Source organism: Neptuniibacter marinus (assembly GCF_001597725.1).
Taxonomy (GTDB): domain Bacteria; phylum Pseudomonadota; class Gammaproteobacteria; order Pseudomonadales; family Balneatricaceae; genus Neptuniibacter; species Neptuniibacter marinus.
Map to the genome: position 1 here is coordinate 1 of NZ_LUTR01000028.1, position 18,764 is coordinate 18,764.

At 42.1% G+C, this 18,764-nt stretch carries 16 protein-coding genes; 10 read left to right on the plus strand and 6 right to left on the minus strand.

Annotated elements, in window-relative coordinates; translation table 11 throughout:
- Nucleotides 1-143: 143 nt before the first annotated feature.
- The 3 genes from A3774_RS14500 to pqqA form a co-directional block, all read right to left on the minus strand.
- Nucleotides 144-1,373 carry a HupE/UreJ family protein gene (locus A3774_RS14500; protein ID WP_067869161.1) on the minus strand — a complete coding sequence of 410 codons (1,230 nt, stop codon included), beginning with the start codon at nucleotides 1,371-1,373 and terminating at the stop codon, nucleotides 144-146.
- Nucleotides 1,374-1,456: 83 nt separating this feature from the next.
- A complete protein-coding gene (locus tag A3774_RS14505; RefSeq protein WP_067869164.1) occupies nucleotides 1,457-2,038 on the minus strand; it encodes a VOC family protein in 582 nt (193 codons plus the stop codon).
- 322 nt (nucleotides 2,039-2,360) lie between these two features.
- Nucleotides 2,361-2,435, minus strand: coding sequence for a pyrroloquinoline quinone precursor peptide PqqA (gene pqqA / locus A3774_RS16430; RefSeq protein WP_075107990.1), 75 nt, complete (start codon nucleotides 2,433-2,435; stop codon nucleotides 2,361-2,363).
- A 569-nt stretch (nucleotides 2,436-3,004) separates the two neighbouring features.
- Here pqqA and lipA point away from each other — a divergent pair.
- The 9 genes from lipA (at nucleotide 3,005) to A3774_RS14550 (ending at nucleotide 15,589) form a co-directional block, all read left to right on the plus strand.
- Nucleotides 3,005-3,949, plus strand: a complete 945-nt coding sequence (lipA, locus tag A3774_RS14510) for a lipoyl synthase (protein WP_067869167.1) — start codon at nucleotides 3,005-3,007, stop codon at nucleotides 3,947-3,949.
- Between the two features lie 204 nt (nucleotides 3,950-4,153).
- The gene (locus tag A3774_RS14515) at nucleotides 4,154-6,154 is read left to right on the plus strand and encodes a sigma-54-dependent Fis family transcriptional regulator (RefSeq protein ID WP_067869170.1); all 2,001 of its coding nucleotides are present in this window, start codon (nucleotides 4,154-4,156) and stop codon (nucleotides 6,152-6,154) included.
- A gap of 210 nt (nucleotides 6,155-6,364) precedes the next feature.
- On the plus strand, nucleotides 6,365-7,372 hold the full coding sequence (locus A3774_RS14520; protein ID WP_067869173.1) for an AAA family ATPase: 1,008 nt from the start codon (nucleotides 6,365-6,367) through the stop codon (nucleotides 7,370-7,372).
- Nucleotides 7,373-7,390: 18 nt separating this feature from the next.
- Nucleotides 7,391-8,314: a DUF58 domain-containing protein gene (locus A3774_RS14525; protein ID WP_067869176.1), complete on the plus strand. Its 924-nt coding sequence runs from the start codon at nucleotides 7,391-7,393 to the stop codon at nucleotides 8,312-8,314.
- Entirely contained in the window at nucleotides 8,304-8,780 is a 477-nt protein-coding gene (locus A3774_RS14530) for a DUF4381 domain-containing protein (protein WP_067869179.1), read from the plus strand. The genes A3774_RS14525 and A3774_RS14530 overlap by 11 nt, the downstream gene beginning before the upstream one ends.
- Nucleotides 8,773-9,786, plus strand: a complete 1,014-nt coding sequence (locus tag A3774_RS14535; RefSeq protein WP_067869182.1) for a vWA domain-containing protein — start codon at nucleotides 8,773-8,775, stop codon at nucleotides 9,784-9,786. The genes A3774_RS14530 and A3774_RS14535 overlap by 8 nt, the downstream gene beginning before the upstream one ends.
- Before the next feature lie 18 nt (nucleotides 9,787-9,804).
- A complete protein-coding gene (locus A3774_RS14540; RefSeq protein ID WP_197468076.1) occupies nucleotides 9,805-11,847 on the plus strand; it encodes a VWA domain-containing protein in 2,043 nt (680 codons plus the stop codon).
- Nucleotides 11,841-13,607 carry a BatD family protein gene (locus tag A3774_RS14545; protein ID WP_156473722.1) on the plus strand — a complete coding sequence of 589 codons (1,767 nt, stop codon included), beginning with the start codon at nucleotides 11,841-11,843 and terminating at the stop codon, nucleotides 13,605-13,607. Before A3774_RS14540 ends, A3774_RS14545 begins: the two co-directional genes overlap by 7 nt.
- Nucleotides 13,608-14,047: 440 nt before the next feature.
- Nucleotides 14,048-15,589, plus strand: coding sequence for a methyl-accepting chemotaxis protein (locus tag A3774_RS14550; RefSeq protein WP_067869192.1), 1,542 nt, complete (start codon nucleotides 14,048-14,050; stop codon nucleotides 15,587-15,589).
- 112 nt (nucleotides 15,590-15,701) lie between these two features.
- On the opposite strand, the gene A3774_RS14555 is transcribed toward A3774_RS14550, so the two are convergent.
- The 3 genes from A3774_RS14555 to A3774_RS17260 form a co-directional block, all read right to left on the minus strand.
- Nucleotides 15,702-16,475: a sulfite exporter TauE/SafE family protein gene (locus tag A3774_RS14555; protein ID WP_067869195.1), complete on the minus strand. Its 774-nt coding sequence runs from the start codon at nucleotides 16,473-16,475 to the stop codon at nucleotides 15,702-15,704.
- Between the two features lie 185 nt (nucleotides 16,476-16,660).
- Nucleotides 16,661-17,236, minus strand: a complete 576-nt coding sequence (gene phnN, locus A3774_RS14560) for a phosphonate metabolism protein/1,5-bisphosphokinase (PRPP-forming) PhnN (RefSeq protein WP_067869198.1) — start codon at nucleotides 17,234-17,236, stop codon at nucleotides 16,661-16,663.
- A gap of 97 nt (nucleotides 17,237-17,333) precedes the next feature.
- Nucleotides 17,334-17,561, minus strand: a complete 228-nt coding sequence (locus tag A3774_RS17260; RefSeq protein ID WP_067869201.1) for a DUF1127 domain-containing protein — start codon at nucleotides 17,559-17,561, stop codon at nucleotides 17,334-17,336.
- Nucleotides 17,562-17,684: 123 nt separating this feature from the next.
- Here A3774_RS17260 and A3774_RS14570 point away from each other — a divergent pair, with 123 nt between their 5' ends.
- Nucleotides 17,685-18,617, plus strand: a complete 933-nt coding sequence (locus A3774_RS14570; RefSeq protein WP_067869204.1) for a LysR substrate-binding domain-containing protein — start codon at nucleotides 17,685-17,687, stop codon at nucleotides 18,615-18,617.
- The last annotated feature ends 147 nt before the right edge of the window (nucleotides 18,618-18,764 follow it).

Sequence of the window (18,764 nt, forward strand, 5' to 3'; positions counted from 1 at the left end):
CGTGCGGAAGCGGTGGTTAATAATCCAGATGAGTTTACCTTCCGAAATGAGCGTAACTCTAAAGTATTTGCTAAGGGGTAGCGATTCTCTATGGTCATATCTGCGAGAGGTTTAATCCTCTCGCATTCATTCTGTTTTTCTTTTTAAGCGGTCGCGTATTCAACCAGAGGAATAGCGCGAGTGACTATCCAATAGCTTGATACGGCGAGCGTACCTAAAGAAACATAATAAGGAAGCGGTTTGTTGAATATAAGCTTCTTACTGAGCAGTGAAGTAAGTACAAAAATCACTATATAGATAAATAACTGTCCTGCCTCTATTCCAAGATTGAAACCGAGAAGGTTAATAAGACTCGTTTGAGCTCCCTCCTGTGCTAGTTCGCTAAATACAAATGAGAAACCAAAGCCATGAATAACGCCGATAATAAGTAGGGGTGTTGTGCCTAAATGTTGTGCTTTATTAAAAAGCAGTGCGATGGCTGTTATGCCAATGGTTAGAGCAATTAAGAGTTCGATACATGGGGTAAAAAGAGGAGATGATATCGGTGCGCTGTCTCCTACGAATAAACTAAATGAGTGTCCAATCGTAAAGGCTGTGGCGAGTGATAAAAGCCTTAAGAAGGTTGGAGCACTAAAAAACAATAAGACGACGAAAAGCACGTGGTCTAAACCAATCAAAATATGACTAAACCCATCCTTAAATCCGCCCATTAATTTATGAGAAAGCGTAGGCTGATGCTGAGAGGAGTAGTCTAAAACCCCGACGGTAGTTTCAGAGATCTGTTGCTCATCTATGTGGAGAGTAATGATGTTAGCTAATCGAGTGATGGCGTTAAACTTATCTCCTAAATAGCTTGTGATCGTAATATCATTTTCGACAATTGATGTATTCGGCAAGCGCAATTGAATATCAATGCCTGAATCAAATAGCTTGGTTGCGTCGGGAGTGATGACCAGCTCTCCGTTAAAATTTTCTAGTGCAGTATCTAGGTCACTGAATGGTTTCCGGCTATCGGTATTAAAAATATGTATCTGTTCAACAGAGAAGGGCTGAGTAGCGCCATCTTTTGTGAATGTGTAGCCTTGGCTGATGTAGTTTTTTAAACGATCAAGCGTTGTTCGCACTTCATCATGCTTAATAAAATAATCATTCCCTTCAGGTGCAGCTCTTTTTTCTGTGAACGGTAGGTCTTGATTGCTATCTATACCTTGCCATGTGTTGTCTAGAAGGACTAGAGGTAGGGGCATACGCATTAAGGCAATAGTGTCTTGGTTGTCTTGATAAAGATGGATTATACGGGGTTCAAAATGCGTGAAATGCGCTTGAGCGATTGAACAGAATAGTAGTGTAAATAGTGCGAATATTTTTTTCATTATTTTGGCCACCTTCTATTCATAGCACCACCTTAAAATGGAGGGGCTATGAATAGGGTTCAAATAGTAGAGTGAAGTATCTGTTAGTAGCGCGGGTCCCACATTCTACGACCGGTTTCTTTTTCATAACCTTGGCCAAATGGGTAGCTAACAATCTCAAGCTGCATTCCCCATGGCGCCATGAAGTAAACCCAAGTTAGGCCTTTCATTCCAGTGTCAGTAAAGGTATGAGGTTTACCCAGTATTTTTATCCCTTTCTGTTCCAAATATCCTACGGCTTTTTCCATGTCATCAACATAAAATGCAAGATGATGACCACCTATATCACTATTGCGAGGGGGTGTTTGCTTTTGATCAGGTGCGGAATATTCAAAAATTTCTAGGGCTGGGCCATTACCGCAGCGCATAAGGTGAGCTGTTTTTATGACGGCTTCCTTATCAACATTAAGGTTTTCTGTCATCCAATCATCTTCGAAAGGTCCAAAGGGTCCGATTGAGAAAAATGACTCACAGCCAATTACATCTTTAAAAAATGCAGTAGCTTCCTTCACGTTAGGAACGGTGAGACCAAGATGTTGAACGCCGCGCATACCAGGCATTCCTGCCTGGGCGATTTGGGATGCCAAAAGGAAGATAAGTACTGTAAGTATTTTTGTTTTTTTCATGTGTGTATTCCATGCTTTATTGGTGTTTATCTGGGAGGAATACACTTTTTGTGCCAGTTGTTGGGTTGCTTTTTATACCCTACAGCTTATGCCCTACAGTGTCCGTATCTATTATGTTTTTTTAGGTATCGTGAGATGAAATATATTATTGAGCCACTCTGTTTCAGTCTTTTGAGTCAAAGTGTTTCATTATGTTTGATAGGACGGCTCAACTTGATTTGAGTTTGTTCTTATAAAGTATCTGTGAGCGGTAAGTTGACTTGGTGTTTGCTTAGAACCCCTGCATAGCAGGGGCGGGCACGTATGTATTAAGATTTTTTACTTAGCGGTTAGCAAAGTACATTGTTACTTCGAAACCAATTCTAAGGTCTTTATAAGCTGGTTTTGTCCAGTTCATCGTTATTTCCTTTTTCAGTGTTTTTTAATAATTATTCGTGTGGCACTTCAGACCACAATTTGTAAAAGCAAAGATTATGCCGCATAGAGAGTCCTTGGTTTGGGTTTTAATAAAATATCAATTTTATTAGATGTTTTAGAGGCTAAAATCGCAGTACATAGGGGAGGGAGAGTGGGTAGAGCTCGTAACTGGTGAGAAGCCACCAGGTAGATATCTATTTAGATACCTTGTGTGGTTACTACAGAGTGTTTCATTTCTTGAGACATACTGTGACGGTAGTGTTTTTTTTACGCCTAAGATGATTTCGGGATTGATGTTAATTCCCCTTTTTATTCAGAGGCTTATGTGTGTATTTTTTTATTGGTCTAGGTTTTGCTTTGTTTGTGGCTAAGGTTAAGGTGATTATTTAAATAGTAGGTGTATATGGACGTTAACGTACTTTTTTTATGTCTCATTTATCTGGAAGTTGAAAGTTAAGGTTGTTGTCACCTCCGCTTCTGCGCTCCCAAAGCAGAACTTTTGAGCGCGTATAACGCGCTCCTTTTTATTTTTTGGAGTTTTCCGTTGTTATGCAGAAAGTAAGTATTAAACAGGGAATAAAACAAAGAGGTCAGGACAAGGTTGACCGTATTCCTGTAAAAATTGTGCCCACAACTAGAGAGGATCAGCTTAGAAAGCCCGATTGGCTTCGTGTACGCTATAACAATTCACCCAAGGTTGATGGGATAAAGCAGACCTTACGTCAGCATAGTTTAGCATCAGTCTGTGAAGAGGCTAGTTGCCCTAATTTGTATGAATGTTTTAGTAAAGGTACTGCGACCTTTATGATTATGGGAGATATCTGTACTCGCCGTTGCCCTTTTTGTGATGTTGCTCATGGACGGCCCAATCAGCTGGATAGCGATGAACCGGCAAAACTGGCTGAAGCGGTTACGAGTATGGGATTAAAATATGTCGTGATTACGTCAGTAGATAGAGATGACCTTCGTGATGGGGGAGCTGGTCACTTTGTTTCTTGCATTAAGGAAATTCGTCAACGAAGTGAACATATCAGAATCGAATGTTTAGTACCTGATTTTCGTGGTCGATTAAACGATGCTATCGATAAATTTAAAGATTGTGTGCCTGATGTACTGAACCATAATCTCGAATCAGTTCCGCGTCTTTATAAAAAGATTCGTCCAGGTTCTAACTACGAAGAATCGTTGCGCCTGCTTAAAACCTTTAAAGAGCACCATCCTGAGATTATGACAAAGTCAGGTATTATGTTGGGGTTAGGTGAAAGTGAAAGCGAAATTCATGAGGTGATGAGGGCGCTGAGAGAAGCTGATGTGGATATGATTACCATTGGTCAATACTTGCAACCGAGCAAGCATCATCTCCCTGTTGATCGCTATGTAACACCTGAAGAGTTTGATCGATTACATGATATGGCAATTGACATGGGGTTTGTGCATGCAGCATGTGGTCCTTTGGTAAGGTCTTCCTATCATGCTGATGAGTATTCGTTCTGATGGGACGTGTGAACTATAATGTACGACATTGTGACGTTAAATATGGCAAAAAACGCTTATGGTTTAAGGGTATATTGTGGTAATTTTGGTAAATAACTGTTGCATATATGCCCTGATGTGCCGCAGACTGACACAACTATAAATATAAAAATCACCTTGTCTTATGCATTATATAAGCTAGGCAAGGAGTGAGCAGGTGAAATAATGTCTTCTAAAAGTGCAGATCGTTCTGATACTAAGAGTTTTCACAGGATGAAAACTCCAAAAAGCGGAGATACTTTAACTGATAGATACATTGAAAGCTCTTGGGAGCGGTGTCGAGACAGATATAAAATCTCGGAACATGTTGATGTGGAGTTGGTAGCACTAACTGATTCTGAAATTAAAGAACACCAAGGGCCTTTAGAAAAGCTATTAAATGATTCGGTCGAAGTTTTTGATAAAATTCGAACCTTATCTAAACATAGTGGTTATACCGTTCTTATTACCAATGAAGAAGGTGTTGCGGTTAAATCATTTGCTGAGTCAAGTGTAGGCCATGATTTGGTAGCAAAAGGGCTACGACAAGGTACTTTGTGGTCAGAAAGCATTGTTGGGACAAATGGCGTAGGTACATGCTTAACGGAGTGTAGTCCCGTCACCGTTTATGCTGAAGAGCATTACGGTAGTAACTTACAGGGATTTAGTTGTTCAGCAGCACCGCTGATCTCTCCAGATGGAACACCTTTTGGTGCTATTGATGCTTCCACCTTTGCGACAGGGAATCGTTTGGGGCAGGCGCTGGCACTAAATATGGTGTGTGAAACCGCCGATGAAATCGAAGCGATAGTGTTTAAAGATGCGTATGTTAATCAACGTGTAATTAGCTTTTCGGTTTCACCTGTTGTTTCTATTACAAAAGCCTTAGTTGCCGTTAATGAAAGTGGTACTATCGTCGCTGCAACGACCCCCATTCTATTGACATTAGGCTGTCGCGATCGCTATGAAATTGTTGGCAAAAAGTTTCAAGATATTTTTGATTTAAGCTTCGAGCAGTTAGAGTCGGCCGGATCGGGCGCTGTTGAGCACTATATGCAGGTTATGGGTAAGCCTTACAAATTTCATGCGAGCTTACTACAAAATACTGCTTACTCTGTGCAGAAGTCGCAGCCGAGGATTGCGACATCAAGACCCTTAACGGTTGAAAGCTCTGTGCCAACCGATACCCCCTTAGTGTTGGCTGCAGGTAAGGAGCCTGCACTGTTAAGACAGGCAACGCGCTGCCAAAAAATTGTTAATAAAGGCATTAGCATTCTTTTACAAGGGGAGACTGGGACGGGTAAGGAAGTTTGGGCACGTGCTTTGCATCAGAGCAGTAACCGCGCGGACAAACCATTTATTACGTTGAACTGTGCAGCTATTCCTGAATCGTTGATAGAAAGTGAGTTATTTGGTTATGGTGCTGGTACGTTTACTGGCGGCCTTAAAACTGGCAAGGTTGGTAAAATTCAAGCTAGTGATGGTGGTACCTTATTTCTTGATGAGATAGGTGATATGCCATTAGAGCTGCAAGCTAGTTTGCTGCGTGTACTGGCAGAAAGTGAAATTATCCCATTAGGTGAACATGAGCCTGTCCCCGTCAGTTTAAATGTTATTTGCGCGACTCACCGTGATCTAAAAGAGTATGTGGCCCGTGGAGAGTTTAGGGAAGATCTATACTATCGTATTGGTGGCTTCCAAGTCTCATTGCCGAGCTTGCGTCAACGTAGCGATCAACAGGTAATTATAGATAAAGTGCTAAGTGGCCTCTGTCTTGATGAAGGGGAAGCTGAGACTGTAGATATTGATCAGAAAGCGATGGATATCTTAACTGCCTATAGTTGGCCTGGAAATATTCGACAGCTTAAAAATGTTCTTCAATATGCCTTATGTATGAAAGAAGGAGATATTATCTGCGTCGAAGATTTACCTGATGAGGTTTTTTCAAATGAAGAGCGTTTGTTGAATGAGCAAGAGCTTAATAGCAATACTCCGCCTTTACGGGTTTTATCTATTTCAAGTGAATCTGGAAACCTTTCAGAGAAAGAGGCGTTGGAAAATATATTGGAGCAACATCGTTGGGTTGTTACCCGCGCGGCTAAAGCAATGGGCGTGAGTCGATCAACGCTGCATCGCAAAATTAAAAAATACGGACTTCTGAGTGAGGATCAGCTTTCAGATCATTGATGCTGACTCCATTGCTTAAAATAGGCCATGCCAAACGCATGGCTTTTTTTTATCTTTTTAATAAGAAGAGGCTGATTTTAATCATTGAAACTTCTTTGTAAATCGACAGTCAGAGGGTGTTGAACTGCCTTGAAATAAATAGAATTGACCTCATTTTTCAAGCGTTAACCCATTGAATTAACATAGTTAAAAGGTTCTAGGAGTAATGGAATGACAGCAGATGTGGCAACTGAGACCGTTGAGGCGGTTGCGTTACAAGCGAAAGTGATGAGCCTGTCTGAGGCATTAAAAAAACGTGTGGTAGCTCAGGAAGAATTAATAGAGTACTTGTTAATTGCGCTGCTTACCGATGGACATGTGCTGTTAGAAGGTCCACCTGGACTCGCAAAAACCCGTACGATTCATGCATTAAGTGACTTGCTCGAAGGCACCTTTCATCGCGCACAGTTTACACCAGATCTGTTACCTAGTGATATTACAGGTACGGAGATTTATAACACTCAAAAGGGGGAGTTTAGTTTTCGCCCGGGTCCTCTTTTTTGTAATTTACTTTTGGCTGACGAGATCAACCGAGCACCGGCTAAAGTGCAATCAGCGTTGCTGGAAGCGATGGCCGAACGCCAAGTAACGGTGGCGGGTAAAACATACCCTTTAGCTAAATTTTTTATGGTGATGGCAACACAAAACCCGTTAGAGCAAGAGGGAACGTATCCTCTTCCAGAAGCTCAATTGGATCGTTTTATGTTGCATATTAGGGTTGATTATCCAGATCACGAACAGGAAAAAGAGATTCTCTCTCTTGTGCGAAATGAACACACATCAAGCCTAGGTGGCCAAACCAAATTGGCGGAGATTGCTTTGACTGAAGATGATCTCTTTCGTGTTCGCTCGTCCATTATGGGTACCTATATGGCCCCTAACCTTGAAGACTACTTAATTGCGCTTATTATGGCGACTCGCGAGCCAGAGAAGTATGGGGATGATCTTAAAGGGAGTCTTGTGTTTGGGGCGAGTCCACGTGCCACAATCGCTTTAGATCGGGCGGTCCGGGCAAAAGCATGGTTAGCGGGTCGAGACTTCGTAACACCGGATGATATTCAAGAGATCGCCCCCAGTGTGCTGCGTCATCGAATTGGTTTAAGTTACGTCGCAGAAGCTAAAGGGCTAGATAAAGATCAAATGATTGCAGAGCTTATTGCTCGCGTGGCTGTACCATAGTAGTAGGCGGTAGTTTATATGTTTCAGGGAGACAGTAGCCCAAGGCCGGTTCCGGCTGCCCGTAACTTACTAACCTTAGATGAGTTAGTCAGCTTACGGTATTGGCCGCCAGCAAGGGGGCAGCAACGTGAACGTATGGCTATTCGAGAAGGCCATCACTTAAGCCATATTCGAGGTCGGGGTATGGAGTTTGATGATGTGCGCGAGTATCAACCTGGTGATGATATTCGACATTTAGATTGGCGGCTTATGGCTCGAACCGGCGAAGCGCATACGAAGCTGTATCGAGAAGAGCGTGAGCGCCCTGTCTTTGTAGTGACAGATTTGCGACAACCAATGCATTTTGCAACGCGAGGCCATTATAAATCAGTGTTAGCAGCTTACGCTGCAGCGATGGTTATGTGGACTACATTGGCAAACGGGGATAGAGTGGGTGGCCGTATTTTGGCTAATGACTCGGGCGATCTTTTTAAGCCAACAAACAACCGCCAACAAGTAATGCAGATGATCTCTGCGCTATCCCAAGGGTTTACCGATAAATCGGATACTCTCACTGCGTCATTGACGACTCAATTAATAGAGATTGAACCTCTTTTAAGTAGTGGAACCCTTATTTATCTGTTTAGTGATTTTCATGATGTTGATCCAATGCTGCAGCAACACCTTATGCGTATAGCACAGCGTTGCGAGCTAAAAATGGTGCTTATCTCTGATCCTTTGGAAGCGAAACTACCTTCGGGTAAGCATTATCGCTTTATGGGTAAAGGTCGTGAAGTTGTAATCGATGCCAATGCAAAACAGCAAGCGAACTATCACGCACAATTTCAACAACGGATAGATCTTTTGGAGCAGCTACGAAACCTCCGAGGGGTTGAATTTGCTCATTGGCACAGTAATCAGCACCCCTTATTCAGCTTAGATGGAGGACCTAATGGATTATAGTCAGATCCCTCTACGTGATATGCATACGCCGGATATGATCAGCTGGTGGCCGTTGGCTTATGGTTGGTGGTTATTAATTATTAGTCTGATCATTATTGTTGTATTTTGTGGCTGTTATTTGCGGAAAAAACTGAGTGACCCTCGACGTTATGCACTGGAGGAATTAAAGCTGCTTGAACAGAATTTCTTGCAAGATCAAGACGGTAAACGGTTAGTCATGCAAAGTAATGCACTGTTGAAACGACTTGCGCTTTCCCTCTACCCAAGGGAACAGGTCGCCCCTTTGTCGGGTGCTCGTTGGTGTCACTTTTTGCAAGAAACTGGCGCGGCACCTGATTCCGCTGTACTTGACGTGTTAGCCCAAGGCCCCTATCAGGAGCAACATTCTGGCACTATAGATGGTGCTGCCTTGATTAAGTTTTCACGGCTATGGATCAAACAGGTTAAAGGGGCTTCTCATGCTTGAGTTTGCTTGGCCTTGGTTATGGTTGTTGGCACCACTGCCTTTATTAGTAAGAATGATGTTACCCCCAGCAAGTGGCAGAAATCATAATGCTTTATATGTTCCCTTTATTGATCAAATGGAAAACGCAGTGGGTGGGCAGCATAGCCTCGTTGGTCGTAATAGCTATACCGGCTTTATCTTAGCGTTTATTGTTTGGCTGTTTTTAGTCGCGGCTGTTACGAAACCGCAGTGGTTGGGTGAACCCATTCCACAGCAATTAGAGGGTAGAGATTTAGTACTGGCTGTTGATCTGTCTGAAAGTATGTTTGAAACGGATTTTGAGCTCAACGGTCAGTTGATTAATCGCCTTGTTGCTACCCGAATTGTTGCGGGGGATTTTATTGAACGGCGGCAAGGTGATCGTGTCGGTTTAATACTGTTTGGTGAAAAAGCCTATGTTCAAGCGCCTTTGACGCATGACCGGAAAACTGTGAAAGCGTTACTGGATGAGGCTCAAATTGGCTTAGCGGGTAAGTCAACGGCGATAGGAGATGCGATCGGACTTGCGGTTAAGCGTTTCCAAAAGTCTGATAAGAAACAGCGAGTTTTAATATTACTAACTGATGGTACGAGTAATGCTGGTGCTTTAGACCCATTAGTGGCTGCTGAATTAGCAGCTAAAGAAGGCTTTAAAATTTATACCATAGGTGTCGGGGCGGATACCCGCTTAGGGTTGTTAGGGGCTTTTTCGGGTTTTAATTCTTACATGCAAGCATCCTCTAACAGTAATATTGATGAAGCTACGCTCACCTCGATTGCAGACAAAACGGGCGGTAAATATTTCCGTGCACGGGATATCGATCAGCTAGCTGAAATTTATGAGCTGTTAGATGAGCTCGAACCTATCTCGCAAGATAATGAGTTTTTTCGCCCCATTGAGTCGCTTTATCATTGGCCTTTGTTAGCGGCGTTACTCTTAGCTTTTATCTTGCTTCTTTTCTCTTTTAAGTATGTGAAGGAAGGGTAAAGGATGGATTTTTTTACGATGTTAACTACATTTCATTTTTTACAGCCCAGTTGGCTTTTGCTAATTCCTGTAACCGTCGCCGTTGCTTATTTTTCTGCTAAAAAGCGTGTCAATCGTACCTACTGGCAAGCGATCTGTGATCCTGAATTAATTCCTTTTCTAGAGCAAAAAGGCGAGGGACGTTCCTCACGGCTCTTTATAAGTTTGCTAATAGCAGCCTTACTATTAATTGTGGCTGCGGCTCAGCCTGTTTGGGAAAAACAACCTCAACCTGTTTTTAAACAAGGTAATGCGTTAGTCATTGCGTTGGACCTTTCTGCATCAATGAATGCCGAGGATATTAAACCCAGTCGGCTGCAGAGGGCTCGCTTCAAGATTGAAGACTTATTGGCACGTATACCCGACGCGCAGGTAGCGTTACTGGTTTATGCTGCTGAAGCGTTTAGCGTAACTCCGCTTACGGATGACAGCGATACCATATTGGCCCAATTGCCAGCAATGGTCCCTGAGATTATGCCTGTTCAAGGGAGTCGAGCGGATAAGGCGCTTATACTAGCTGATCAGCTACTAACTCAGGCAGGTATCGCACGAGGTAATATTTTATTGGTAAGTGATGAAGTTCTCCCTGTAGATATTGCAGCCATTGCTACTCGTCTAAAAAGCCAAGGTCGTCAGATCTCGATTTTGGGGGTGGGTACTGAGCAGGGTGCACCAATTAATACAGAACAAGGCATATTAAAAGATCAAAATGGGCAAGTCATCGTTGCTAAGGTGCAGGCGTCGCTTATGCAAGAATCTGCAGGCCTTGGTGGTGGCCAAGCAAAAATGATTACGGTCGATGATAGTGATATTAATTATTTGGTTGCTCAATTTCAGCGAGATGAACAACGGCCGGCTGAATCTAACGAAAAAATGGATAGATGGGTAGCTGAAGGACCTTGGTTTATTTTGTGTGCTCTGCCGTTTGTCTTAATGGTTTTTCGTCGGGGTGTCGTTGCGCTACTTATACCGTTGTTGCTTCCTATCGTGCTGCTCGGAGGCGGGGGATATAGCAACTCAGCAGAAGCAGAACCCGTTAAGGCGACTGACCATAAGGGCGAGGATAGTGTAGCGAGTAGCCGCCAAGTGTGGGCAGACCTCTGGCAAACGAAAGATCAGCAAGCCTTAGCGCTTTATCGGTCAGGGGATAAGGCGGGTGCTGCAGAGGTCTTTGAAAACCCGAAGTGGAAACAGTTTTCATACTATGAGAGTGGTCAATATGATAAGGCTGAAACGGTAACTGTAACACCTCAGACACCTGCTGAATGGTATAACCTTGGCAATATTTTAGCGCGTAAAGGCGAGTTAGAACGTGCTTTAAATGCCTATGATCAGGCTCTTGAGGCGCAGCCTGATTTTGAGGATGCGCGTTATAACCGTAACGTGGTAGAAGAGTTGTTTAAACAGCAATCGAAGCAGAAGCAAAATAATGCCACGCCTAACGGGCAGCAAAAGGAAAACTCCCAGAAAAACAATGGAGATGGTTCTGACAACGAAGATGCTAACGGCCAAAATTCAGAGGAAGGTATGGCTAGCGATAGTAATACTGAAGGTGCTGGGGCACAAAATGGCTCATCGCAAAAGGCTAATCAGCAAACAGGTGGTTCTGACAATCAATCCCAAGTACCAAAACAGCACACAAAAAACACTGTGTCTGATGACCAGGTTTCCTCCGAGGGGAGTCAGGGATCTAGCGAACAAGATAAATCGGCTGCTGATGAACAGCTACAACAAGCCTTAAAAGATAAGATCGATCAACAATTGAAGGATGAGTCGGATTCGACTGCAGCCTTGAATGATATTGAAGATAATACCGCTGATGATAAAAAAGTGAGGCCTAGCGGGATAGCGCCTACCGGGAGAGCAGAACAAATAAGCCAACCTTTAGATGAGGCGGAGCAAGCGCGACAGCAATTATTGAACCGGATTGAGGATGATCCTGCTGGACTGTGGAGAAGGAAATTTATCTATCAATATCGTCAGCAGTCTAGTGGGCAAGCGGTTGAGGAGAAACAGTGGTGAGATTATTTAGGTTATTATCAATTGTATTGATGTTACTGACCAGCGTTCAGCTTCATGCGGCTATTAGTAGTCAGATTGATCGTAATGTGGTTGAGCAGGGACAAACATTTTTATTAATGCTGAGTTTCACACAAAATGATTTAAGAGGCGTAGATCTATCGCCCTTAGAAGAAGACTTTGAGATTATTAGTCGCAGTCACCAATCAGGAACCAGTATTATCAATGGTGAATTGAAAACGAGTACCAAACTTATCATTACTTTAGCGCCAAAACGTGCGGGTAAACTAGAGGTCCCAGCTGTAAGCCTTAATAGCCAACAAAGCCAATCGCATGAAATAGAAGTAAAACCCGTTAAACAGCTATCGGCGGTGGATGGAGGAGTTGAGTTACTTTCCACCTTGTCCGACTCTGAGCCTAGGGTGCAACAGCCGATTATCTATCAAATGAACCTTGTCTTAGGACAGCGTATTTATAATGCGTCTTTTCAAGAGCCAACGATTAAACAAGGTAAAGCGCTGATTCAGCCCTTAGGTGAACAGCGCCAGTATCGCCAAACATTAAATGGTCGAGAGATGTTGGTTGTTGAGCAATCATGGCTTATTATCCCTCAGCAAAGTGGGGCGTTAAATATTGAGGGAGCAAAACTTAGTGCTGAAATACGTAATGTGAATGGTAGTATTGATCCGTTTCGACGTATGAATGATCCCCGTGCTGTACGACGTATCTACCTTTCTGCCGATAGCTATACCGTAGAGGTTACGCCGATACCAAAAAGTTTTAGTGGGCGGGATTGGATTGCAGCCACTGATTTGAGCCTTAAAAGCGAGATGAGTAGTGATGATTGGAAGGTTGGTGAACCGGTTACCCGTATTATTACGCTTCAGGCCAAAGGTATAGGTCAAGATCAACTTCCCGAGATTGTTTTACCGTCGTTGCTCGGTATTAAACAATACGCAGCGAAACCAGTTTACGAGCAAGATCAGAAAAACAATGAATTGGGTGTCACTATGACACAAGAGATAACTATTATCCCGAGCCAGCAGGGAGAGGTTATTTTGCCAGAAGTTAAGTTGCCTTGGTGGAACACTGAAACAAATAAAGAAGAAGTGGCGATTTTACCCAAGCAAGCCATTAACGTTCTACCATCTGATTTAGGTAACTTTACAGAGAGTACTGAGCATAGCCCAAATACTTTAAAGGCAAATACACCGATCGAAGAGATTGCTCCTTCCTCGGTTCAGAATAAACAGAGTATAACGCCGGTATCACCATCACAATTAAGTGCCGATTATCCAGCAACGAAAGAGTGGGCTGCAAGTTATAGATCTTGGATATTAATTTTCGTCATGGTTGTGGTTGGTGGCATTTTAGGAAGTATTATTACGATCTTATTTTATAAACGTTCTAGGTCATCGGTGGGCGATTCTACTCTCCATAATGCTCAGCAGAATAGCAGTGTTTCACGTAGCTTAAATACTTTGCAGAAAGCTTGTAAAAGTAACGATCCACATCGTGCTCGTGATGCATTATTAACATGGGGGCGAGTTGCGCTGGATTGTAAGCATTTAAATAGTTTGCAGCAGAAACTACCATCTGACGTACGTGATCTTATTAATGAACTCAATAGCTGTTGCTACGATAAGGCGCGTAGAGATTGGAAGGGGGATAAGCTTTGGCGGGCAATACAAGGTTATGACTTAAAAGGGGGTAAGTGCAAGCTAGATCACTTAGAACCTTTAGTTCCTCGTATGGGTTGTTAGCGCTTTTAATCGTATTTCGTACAAATAGTTAAAGGCGGGTATACCGCCTTTTTTTTTTCTCTAAGTAGTGTTACCTTCCGTTCTATTGATCTCAATTGATTGCTCATTTGAGTTATAGGTTGAAATGAACTGAATTATACTTACTTGCTTTTTTATTGCGCCGCATCATTTTTTTATTGTCCTGTGTGTGATTTATTTCGCTATATCTCAACCTAATGATAGCCTTTGAAGATATTTCTAATATACTGAAATAATAAGAATAAAATTATATTTAACTATTTCTTGTTGGTGACTTAAGCTTAGCTTATTAATGTGTAACAAAGAGTTAAAAAGTGTGTAGTATTAATTTTTATGTACACTGCAATAACTAAAGAATACGGTAGCAGGGGATTAATTAGCCAAGGAACAAATCGAACATTTGGTCGATATGGGAGCTTAGGATGCATTGCACGGGTACGGAGCGAAAATTTTCAAATCAACTAAGGCTGATCTCTACGACGGACCTGAAAGGCCAGATTACTTATGCTAATTCTGAATTTTGCGAGGTATCAGGCTATAACGCTGATGAATTAATTGGTTGTCAGCACAATATTGTTCGTCATCCGGATATGCCCCCAACTGCTTTTTCTGATCTTTGGGATCATGCAAATAAAAGTAAGCCATGGATGGGATTGGTTAAAAATCGCTGCAAAAATGGTGATTACTACTGGGTGCAAGCTTACATAACCCCTCTCTTTGATAAAAAGGGAGAAAAGGTTGGCTATCAATCAGTTCGAACAAAGCCGACAGATGAACAAATCATCCATGCAGAGAAGGCTTACGCAAAAGTTTTACGTAAACCTGCTTCTATCAAGGCAACAAGCCTTGTGACTAAGGTTATGTCAGTTACATTACTTTTTGCTTTAGCGATGATTGTTACGGCGTTTAGTCCAGAGAATGCCATGCTGCAAGGTCTAGTGACGATCGCTCTTTGCGTACTTCTGCTGGTTACTAATTATTACCTGCTTTTACCCCTTAAGCGAATTAGGCAATATAGCCAAGCGATCTATGTTAACCCGTTAGCGCAATATGCGATGACCAGTAGTATGAATGAGGTTGGTTCTGCGGAATTAGCTAATTATATGATGCAGTCACGTCTTCGAACGGTGATTGGGCGGGTAGAGGATAGTATCGATCTTTTAAGTCACTTTATGCAAGCAACTCAAGAGTCTATTGAAGAAACCACACAGGGGATAAAGCAACAGAACCTTGAGAGTGATATGTTAGCCAGTGCGGCGACGCAAATGTCGACGACTGCCCATCAAATTGCGGAGAATACTGCTCAAACCTCAGAAGCAACACAATCCACCGCGCAGTTAGCAAATACAGGCAAAGTAATTGTTGGCGATATGATTGAGGGTATTAAAGAGCTTGTTGGTGAGGTAGAGCATGCAAGTGACTCATCCGAAGAGCTTAAAGTAAAGGCTGCTGAGGTCGAGCAGATTGTTAATATTATTAACAGCATAGCTGAACAGACTAATTTACTGGCTCTAAATGCGGCTATTGAAGCAGCCCGTGCTGGTGATCATGGGCGTGGTTTTTCCGTGGTTGCTGATGAAGTGAGGGGCTTAGCTCAACGAACACAAGAGTCGACAGGGGAGATAGGTTCGACAATTGATGCTATCCAAAAGCAAGTATCAATGACCGTCGATATAATGGCTCGTTGTAATCAACACGCCCATGCGAATATAGAACGTGCGGAAAATACTGGGCGTTCATTTGATAATGTAGATGAAGCGATGGTCAATATTACTGATAGATCGACTCAAGTAGCAACGGCTTCAGAAGAGCAAAGTGCGGTTGCTGAAGAGATCAGTCAGAATATTTTTAACATCCGTGAAGCGGCAAGAAACAATAGTGAAATATCAAAGCAGATGATGGATTCTTCTGAGGAATTGGCTAACTTAATTGTAGATTTGAGGTCTATGCTCAAAACTATTTAGCGGGATTTTCTGCCGATTTTTTATAATGCAGCCCCTTACATAAGTAAGAGGCTTATCTACAAGTTATATGGTTGTTGATAATTAATTGTCGGTATAAATGTAAGCTGGCATATTAAATAGTATAAGTGTCATAAAAAAAGTAAGCAGTAATGGCGATACTTGCAAAAATAACCAATTGGCGTACAGCTTGCTGCGGAAGCTTTTTGGATAAGATTGCGGCAACATACCCACCGGCAAGGGAGCCTAAAAGTACTATAGTTCCTGAATACCAATCAATTGCCCCATCAATCATAAACAGTATGATAGCAATGAGTGATACTAAAGAAGAGACTAAGAGTTTCAGTCCATTCATCACGTTAATATCACTATAACCTGCAAGGGCTAGATAGCTTAATGTAATAATACCTAGGCCCGCATTGAAAAAGCCTCCATAAATAGCAACGCCCAGCAGTAAAAGTGCCAGTAACAGAGTTCCCATAGATGATGCATGTCTATGCATAGTCGCCAGCTTTTTTAGTGAGCTGTTTAGTTGTCCGCCAAAGATAAAGAGAAGTGTTGCGAATAGTAAGAGCCAAGGAACAGCTTCCATAAAAACGGCTTCGGGGGTTTGTAGTAAGAGCCAGGCCCCAGCAATTCCGCCTATTAAACTCAGAATAGTTATTTTTAGTAGCTCTTTTTTATGCGCCATAATTTCTTTACGAAAAGCAAAGGTTCCGCTGATATAGCCTGCGCTGGATGCAAACGTATTTGTGGCATTAGCGATAATGGGGGGAACACCAGCAAATAGTAAAGCTGGGAAGGTGATAAAGCTTCCTCCACCGGCCACGGAATTTAAAATCCCACCTAAAAAGCCTGCAATAAAAAGTACTAATAATTCGAAAGTCATAAGCGGGTAGTCATTTAGTAAAGAGAGATTTAATTGAGTATTTTCGCATTTTAGGGAACAACTAGAACCCGTATTTATACGTAGTTCTGCTCTAGTGAATAGATTTTAGGTTATATAAAAAGGGATAGGTAGAGGGTGATCAGTCGAGCACTTCGCCTAGTTACAATATTTGTTCCTATAGGACGTTAAGTTTCGGCTAAAGAGAGATTAGATTCCGTAGTAATGATCTTCATTAATGCATCTATACCTGCTTCAAGGGAGTTGTTATTGTCAATATATTGCATTGAATCATCCTGTAGTAGGTGGAGAAGTGATGCATGTTGTTTTAGACGCTGATCTATTTCAGTCAGTGATTCTCGCCCTCGCTGAATAAGCCGTTTTTTTAATTGCTCCGTTTCTACAGTGACCATGATCGGTGTAATCGATTTGAAGCGCTCCTTCGCTTCGGCTAAATGGCCTCTAGAGCCGTTGATGATCACACGATGTCCTTGGGCGACCCATATCTCTACCTCCTTCCCTATGCCATATAGATGTCCATGGGAGGCCCAGTGCATGCAGAACATTTCATTATTTTTGCGTAACTCAAATTCTGATTCAGTTAAGTGAACATGGTTTTCGCCACCGGCACTAACGGCGCGTGTAATATAGCGGTGTGCAATAAATACATTATGGCTATGTTCCAATCGTTGGCGACAACCTTGGAGAAGAGAATCTTTTCCCGATCCTGATGCGCCCATGAGATAGTACAAATGTCCGCTCATTAGTATCCTTAATAACCGCTGATATTTACTCTATTTATACAGGATAAATAGACTATATTTTGCATTGGCTTATATTATTTCTAATTTGCGGCTCTCGTTATCTCCAGAATACTTTTTCAGATTCTAGTTTTGCTTGCTTAAGAGTGAGCCCTATATCTCTTAGTTGATCAGCATTTAGCAGGGCTAATTGTTTTCTGGATTGATAATTATGCTGCCACAGTTCTAATCGCTGTTTTATATTCTGTAGAACAGAATTTAAATTAAAACTTATCTGAGTTTTCGATTCTAAGTGGCTTTTTAAGTATGATCTAGATAAAGGTATCATGGTATCCCCCTAAAAATAGGTTGCATTTTGTTGTTATATAGTTAGATTTTCGTCTATTTTGAGGGTTTAGTCGCTATACTGACAAACGATATATTTTTAAATTCACTTAAGAAAAAATTAACTATGACTAGGTTGCCACCATTAAAAGCTCTAAGAGTATTTCAGTTTGCTGCAGAGAGTGGCAGCTTTAAATTAGCGGCAGAAAAGCTTAATGTGACGCAAGCGGCCATTAGCCAGCAGATAAAACTGTTAGAAGATTTTTTTGGTGAACCATTATTTTTACGCCTTAATCGAGAAGTGCGGGCAACCCCATCTGCTCATAGGCTTTTACCTTATATTCAGCAAGCTTTTGCTTTAATTGAGGAGGGTAGTAAAACCTTGGAGCAGGACTCTTTTTCCCATCAATTGAAAATCACGTCCATTCCCTCGTTTGCCGCTCAGTGGTTAATTCCTAAATTAGGCGCCTTTCAGACACAGCATCCCGACTTGAGCTGTTTTGTTTCCACCTCTCTAGATTTACATGATTTTAGTGATGACTCTCAAGACCTTGCTATTCGGTTTGGTTCTGGAGGGTTCGTGGGATTAGAGGAGCGAATGATCGCTAATGATTATATCTTGCCACTTTGTCATCCCATGTTATTAGAACAGCTTAATAGGGGAGAGAGGACGATTGATGAGATGCCTATTCTTTTGGATAGCTCACAGGAATTAGAGACTTTAAATAATGCTTTTAAAGCTATGTTTGGCGGAACCAGTAAGGTCGCTTTACAAGTAAAAGATTCAAGCCTGCTTATGAATGCAGCCCTTAATGGTCAAGGCGTTGCTCCAATTCGTTACAGTTTAGCATTTGAGTTAATTCAGAGAGGGCAGTTGGTGTGCCCCGTTAATTTTTATTGGCATTCTGTTTTTAGTTATTACTTAGTCGCACCGGAAGCTTATTTTCAGCGGCATAAAGTGAAAGTGTTTAGCCAATGGATTATTAACGAAGTATCGGTGATCGAAAGCACTTGGCAAGTATATAAACAGAAAGCAGGGCTGCAATTACAAAGGCTTTAGCTTGTAATTGTTTACTGCTGGTTGATCTATAACTGGCATGAAGACTGCACTAATTAAATGCAAATTATAGAATTCCGTGCTCAATTTGATCGCGTTCTCGCTATATAAAGGGTCTGGCGTATATACAAGCAACTATATAAGTACCTA

Bases quoted from the DNA above. Each gene is read 5' to 3' on its own strand.
- A3774_RS14555 (WP_067869195.1), bottom strand. From the start codon at position 16,475: ATGACTTTCGAATTATTAGTACTTTTTATTGCAGGCTTTTTAGGTGGG.
- A3774_RS14525 (WP_067869176.1), top strand. From the start codon at position 7,391: ATGTTTCAGGGAGACAGTAGCCCAAGGCCGGTTCCGGCTGCCCGTAAC.
- lipA (WP_067869167.1), top strand. From the start codon at position 3,005: ATGCAGAAAGTAAGTATTAAACAGGGAATAAAACAAAGAGGTCAGGAC.
- A3774_RS17260 (WP_067869201.1), bottom strand. From the start codon at position 17,561: ATGATACCTTTATCTAGATCATACTTAAAAAGCCACTTAGAATCGAAA.
- A3774_RS14520 (WP_067869173.1), top strand. From the start codon at position 6,365: ATGACAGCAGATGTGGCAACTGAGACCGTTGAGGCGGTTGCGTTACAA.
- A3774_RS14535 (WP_067869182.1), top strand. From the start codon at position 8,773: ATGCTTGAGTTTGCTTGGCCTTGGTTATGGTTGTTGGCACCACTGCCT.
- A3774_RS14570 (WP_067869204.1), top strand. From the start codon at position 17,685: ATGACTAGGTTGCCACCATTAAAAGCTCTAAGAGTATTTCAGTTTGCT.
- A3774_RS14540 (WP_197468076.1), top strand. From the start codon at position 9,805: ATGTTAACTACATTTCATTTTTTACAGCCCAGTTGGCTTTTGCTAATT.
- A3774_RS14550 (WP_067869192.1), top strand. From the start codon at position 14,048: ATGCATTGCACGGGTACGGAGCGAAAATTTTCAAATCAACTAAGGCTG.
- A3774_RS14505 (WP_067869164.1), bottom strand. From the start codon at position 2,038: ATGAAAAAAACAAAAATACTTACAGTACTTATCTTCCTTTTGGCATCC.
- A3774_RS14530 (WP_067869179.1), top strand. From the start codon at position 8,304: ATGGATTATAGTCAGATCCCTCTACGTGATATGCATACGCCGGATATG.
- A3774_RS14500 (WP_067869161.1), bottom strand. From the start codon at position 1,373: ATGAAAAAAATATTCGCACTATTTACACTACTATTCTGTTCAATCGCT.
- A3774_RS14515 (WP_067869170.1), top strand. From the start codon at position 4,154: ATGTCTTCTAAAAGTGCAGATCGTTCTGATACTAAGAGTTTTCACAGG.
- phnN (WP_067869198.1), bottom strand. From the start codon at position 17,236: ATGAGCGGACATTTGTACTATCTCATGGGCGCATCAGGATCGGGAAAA.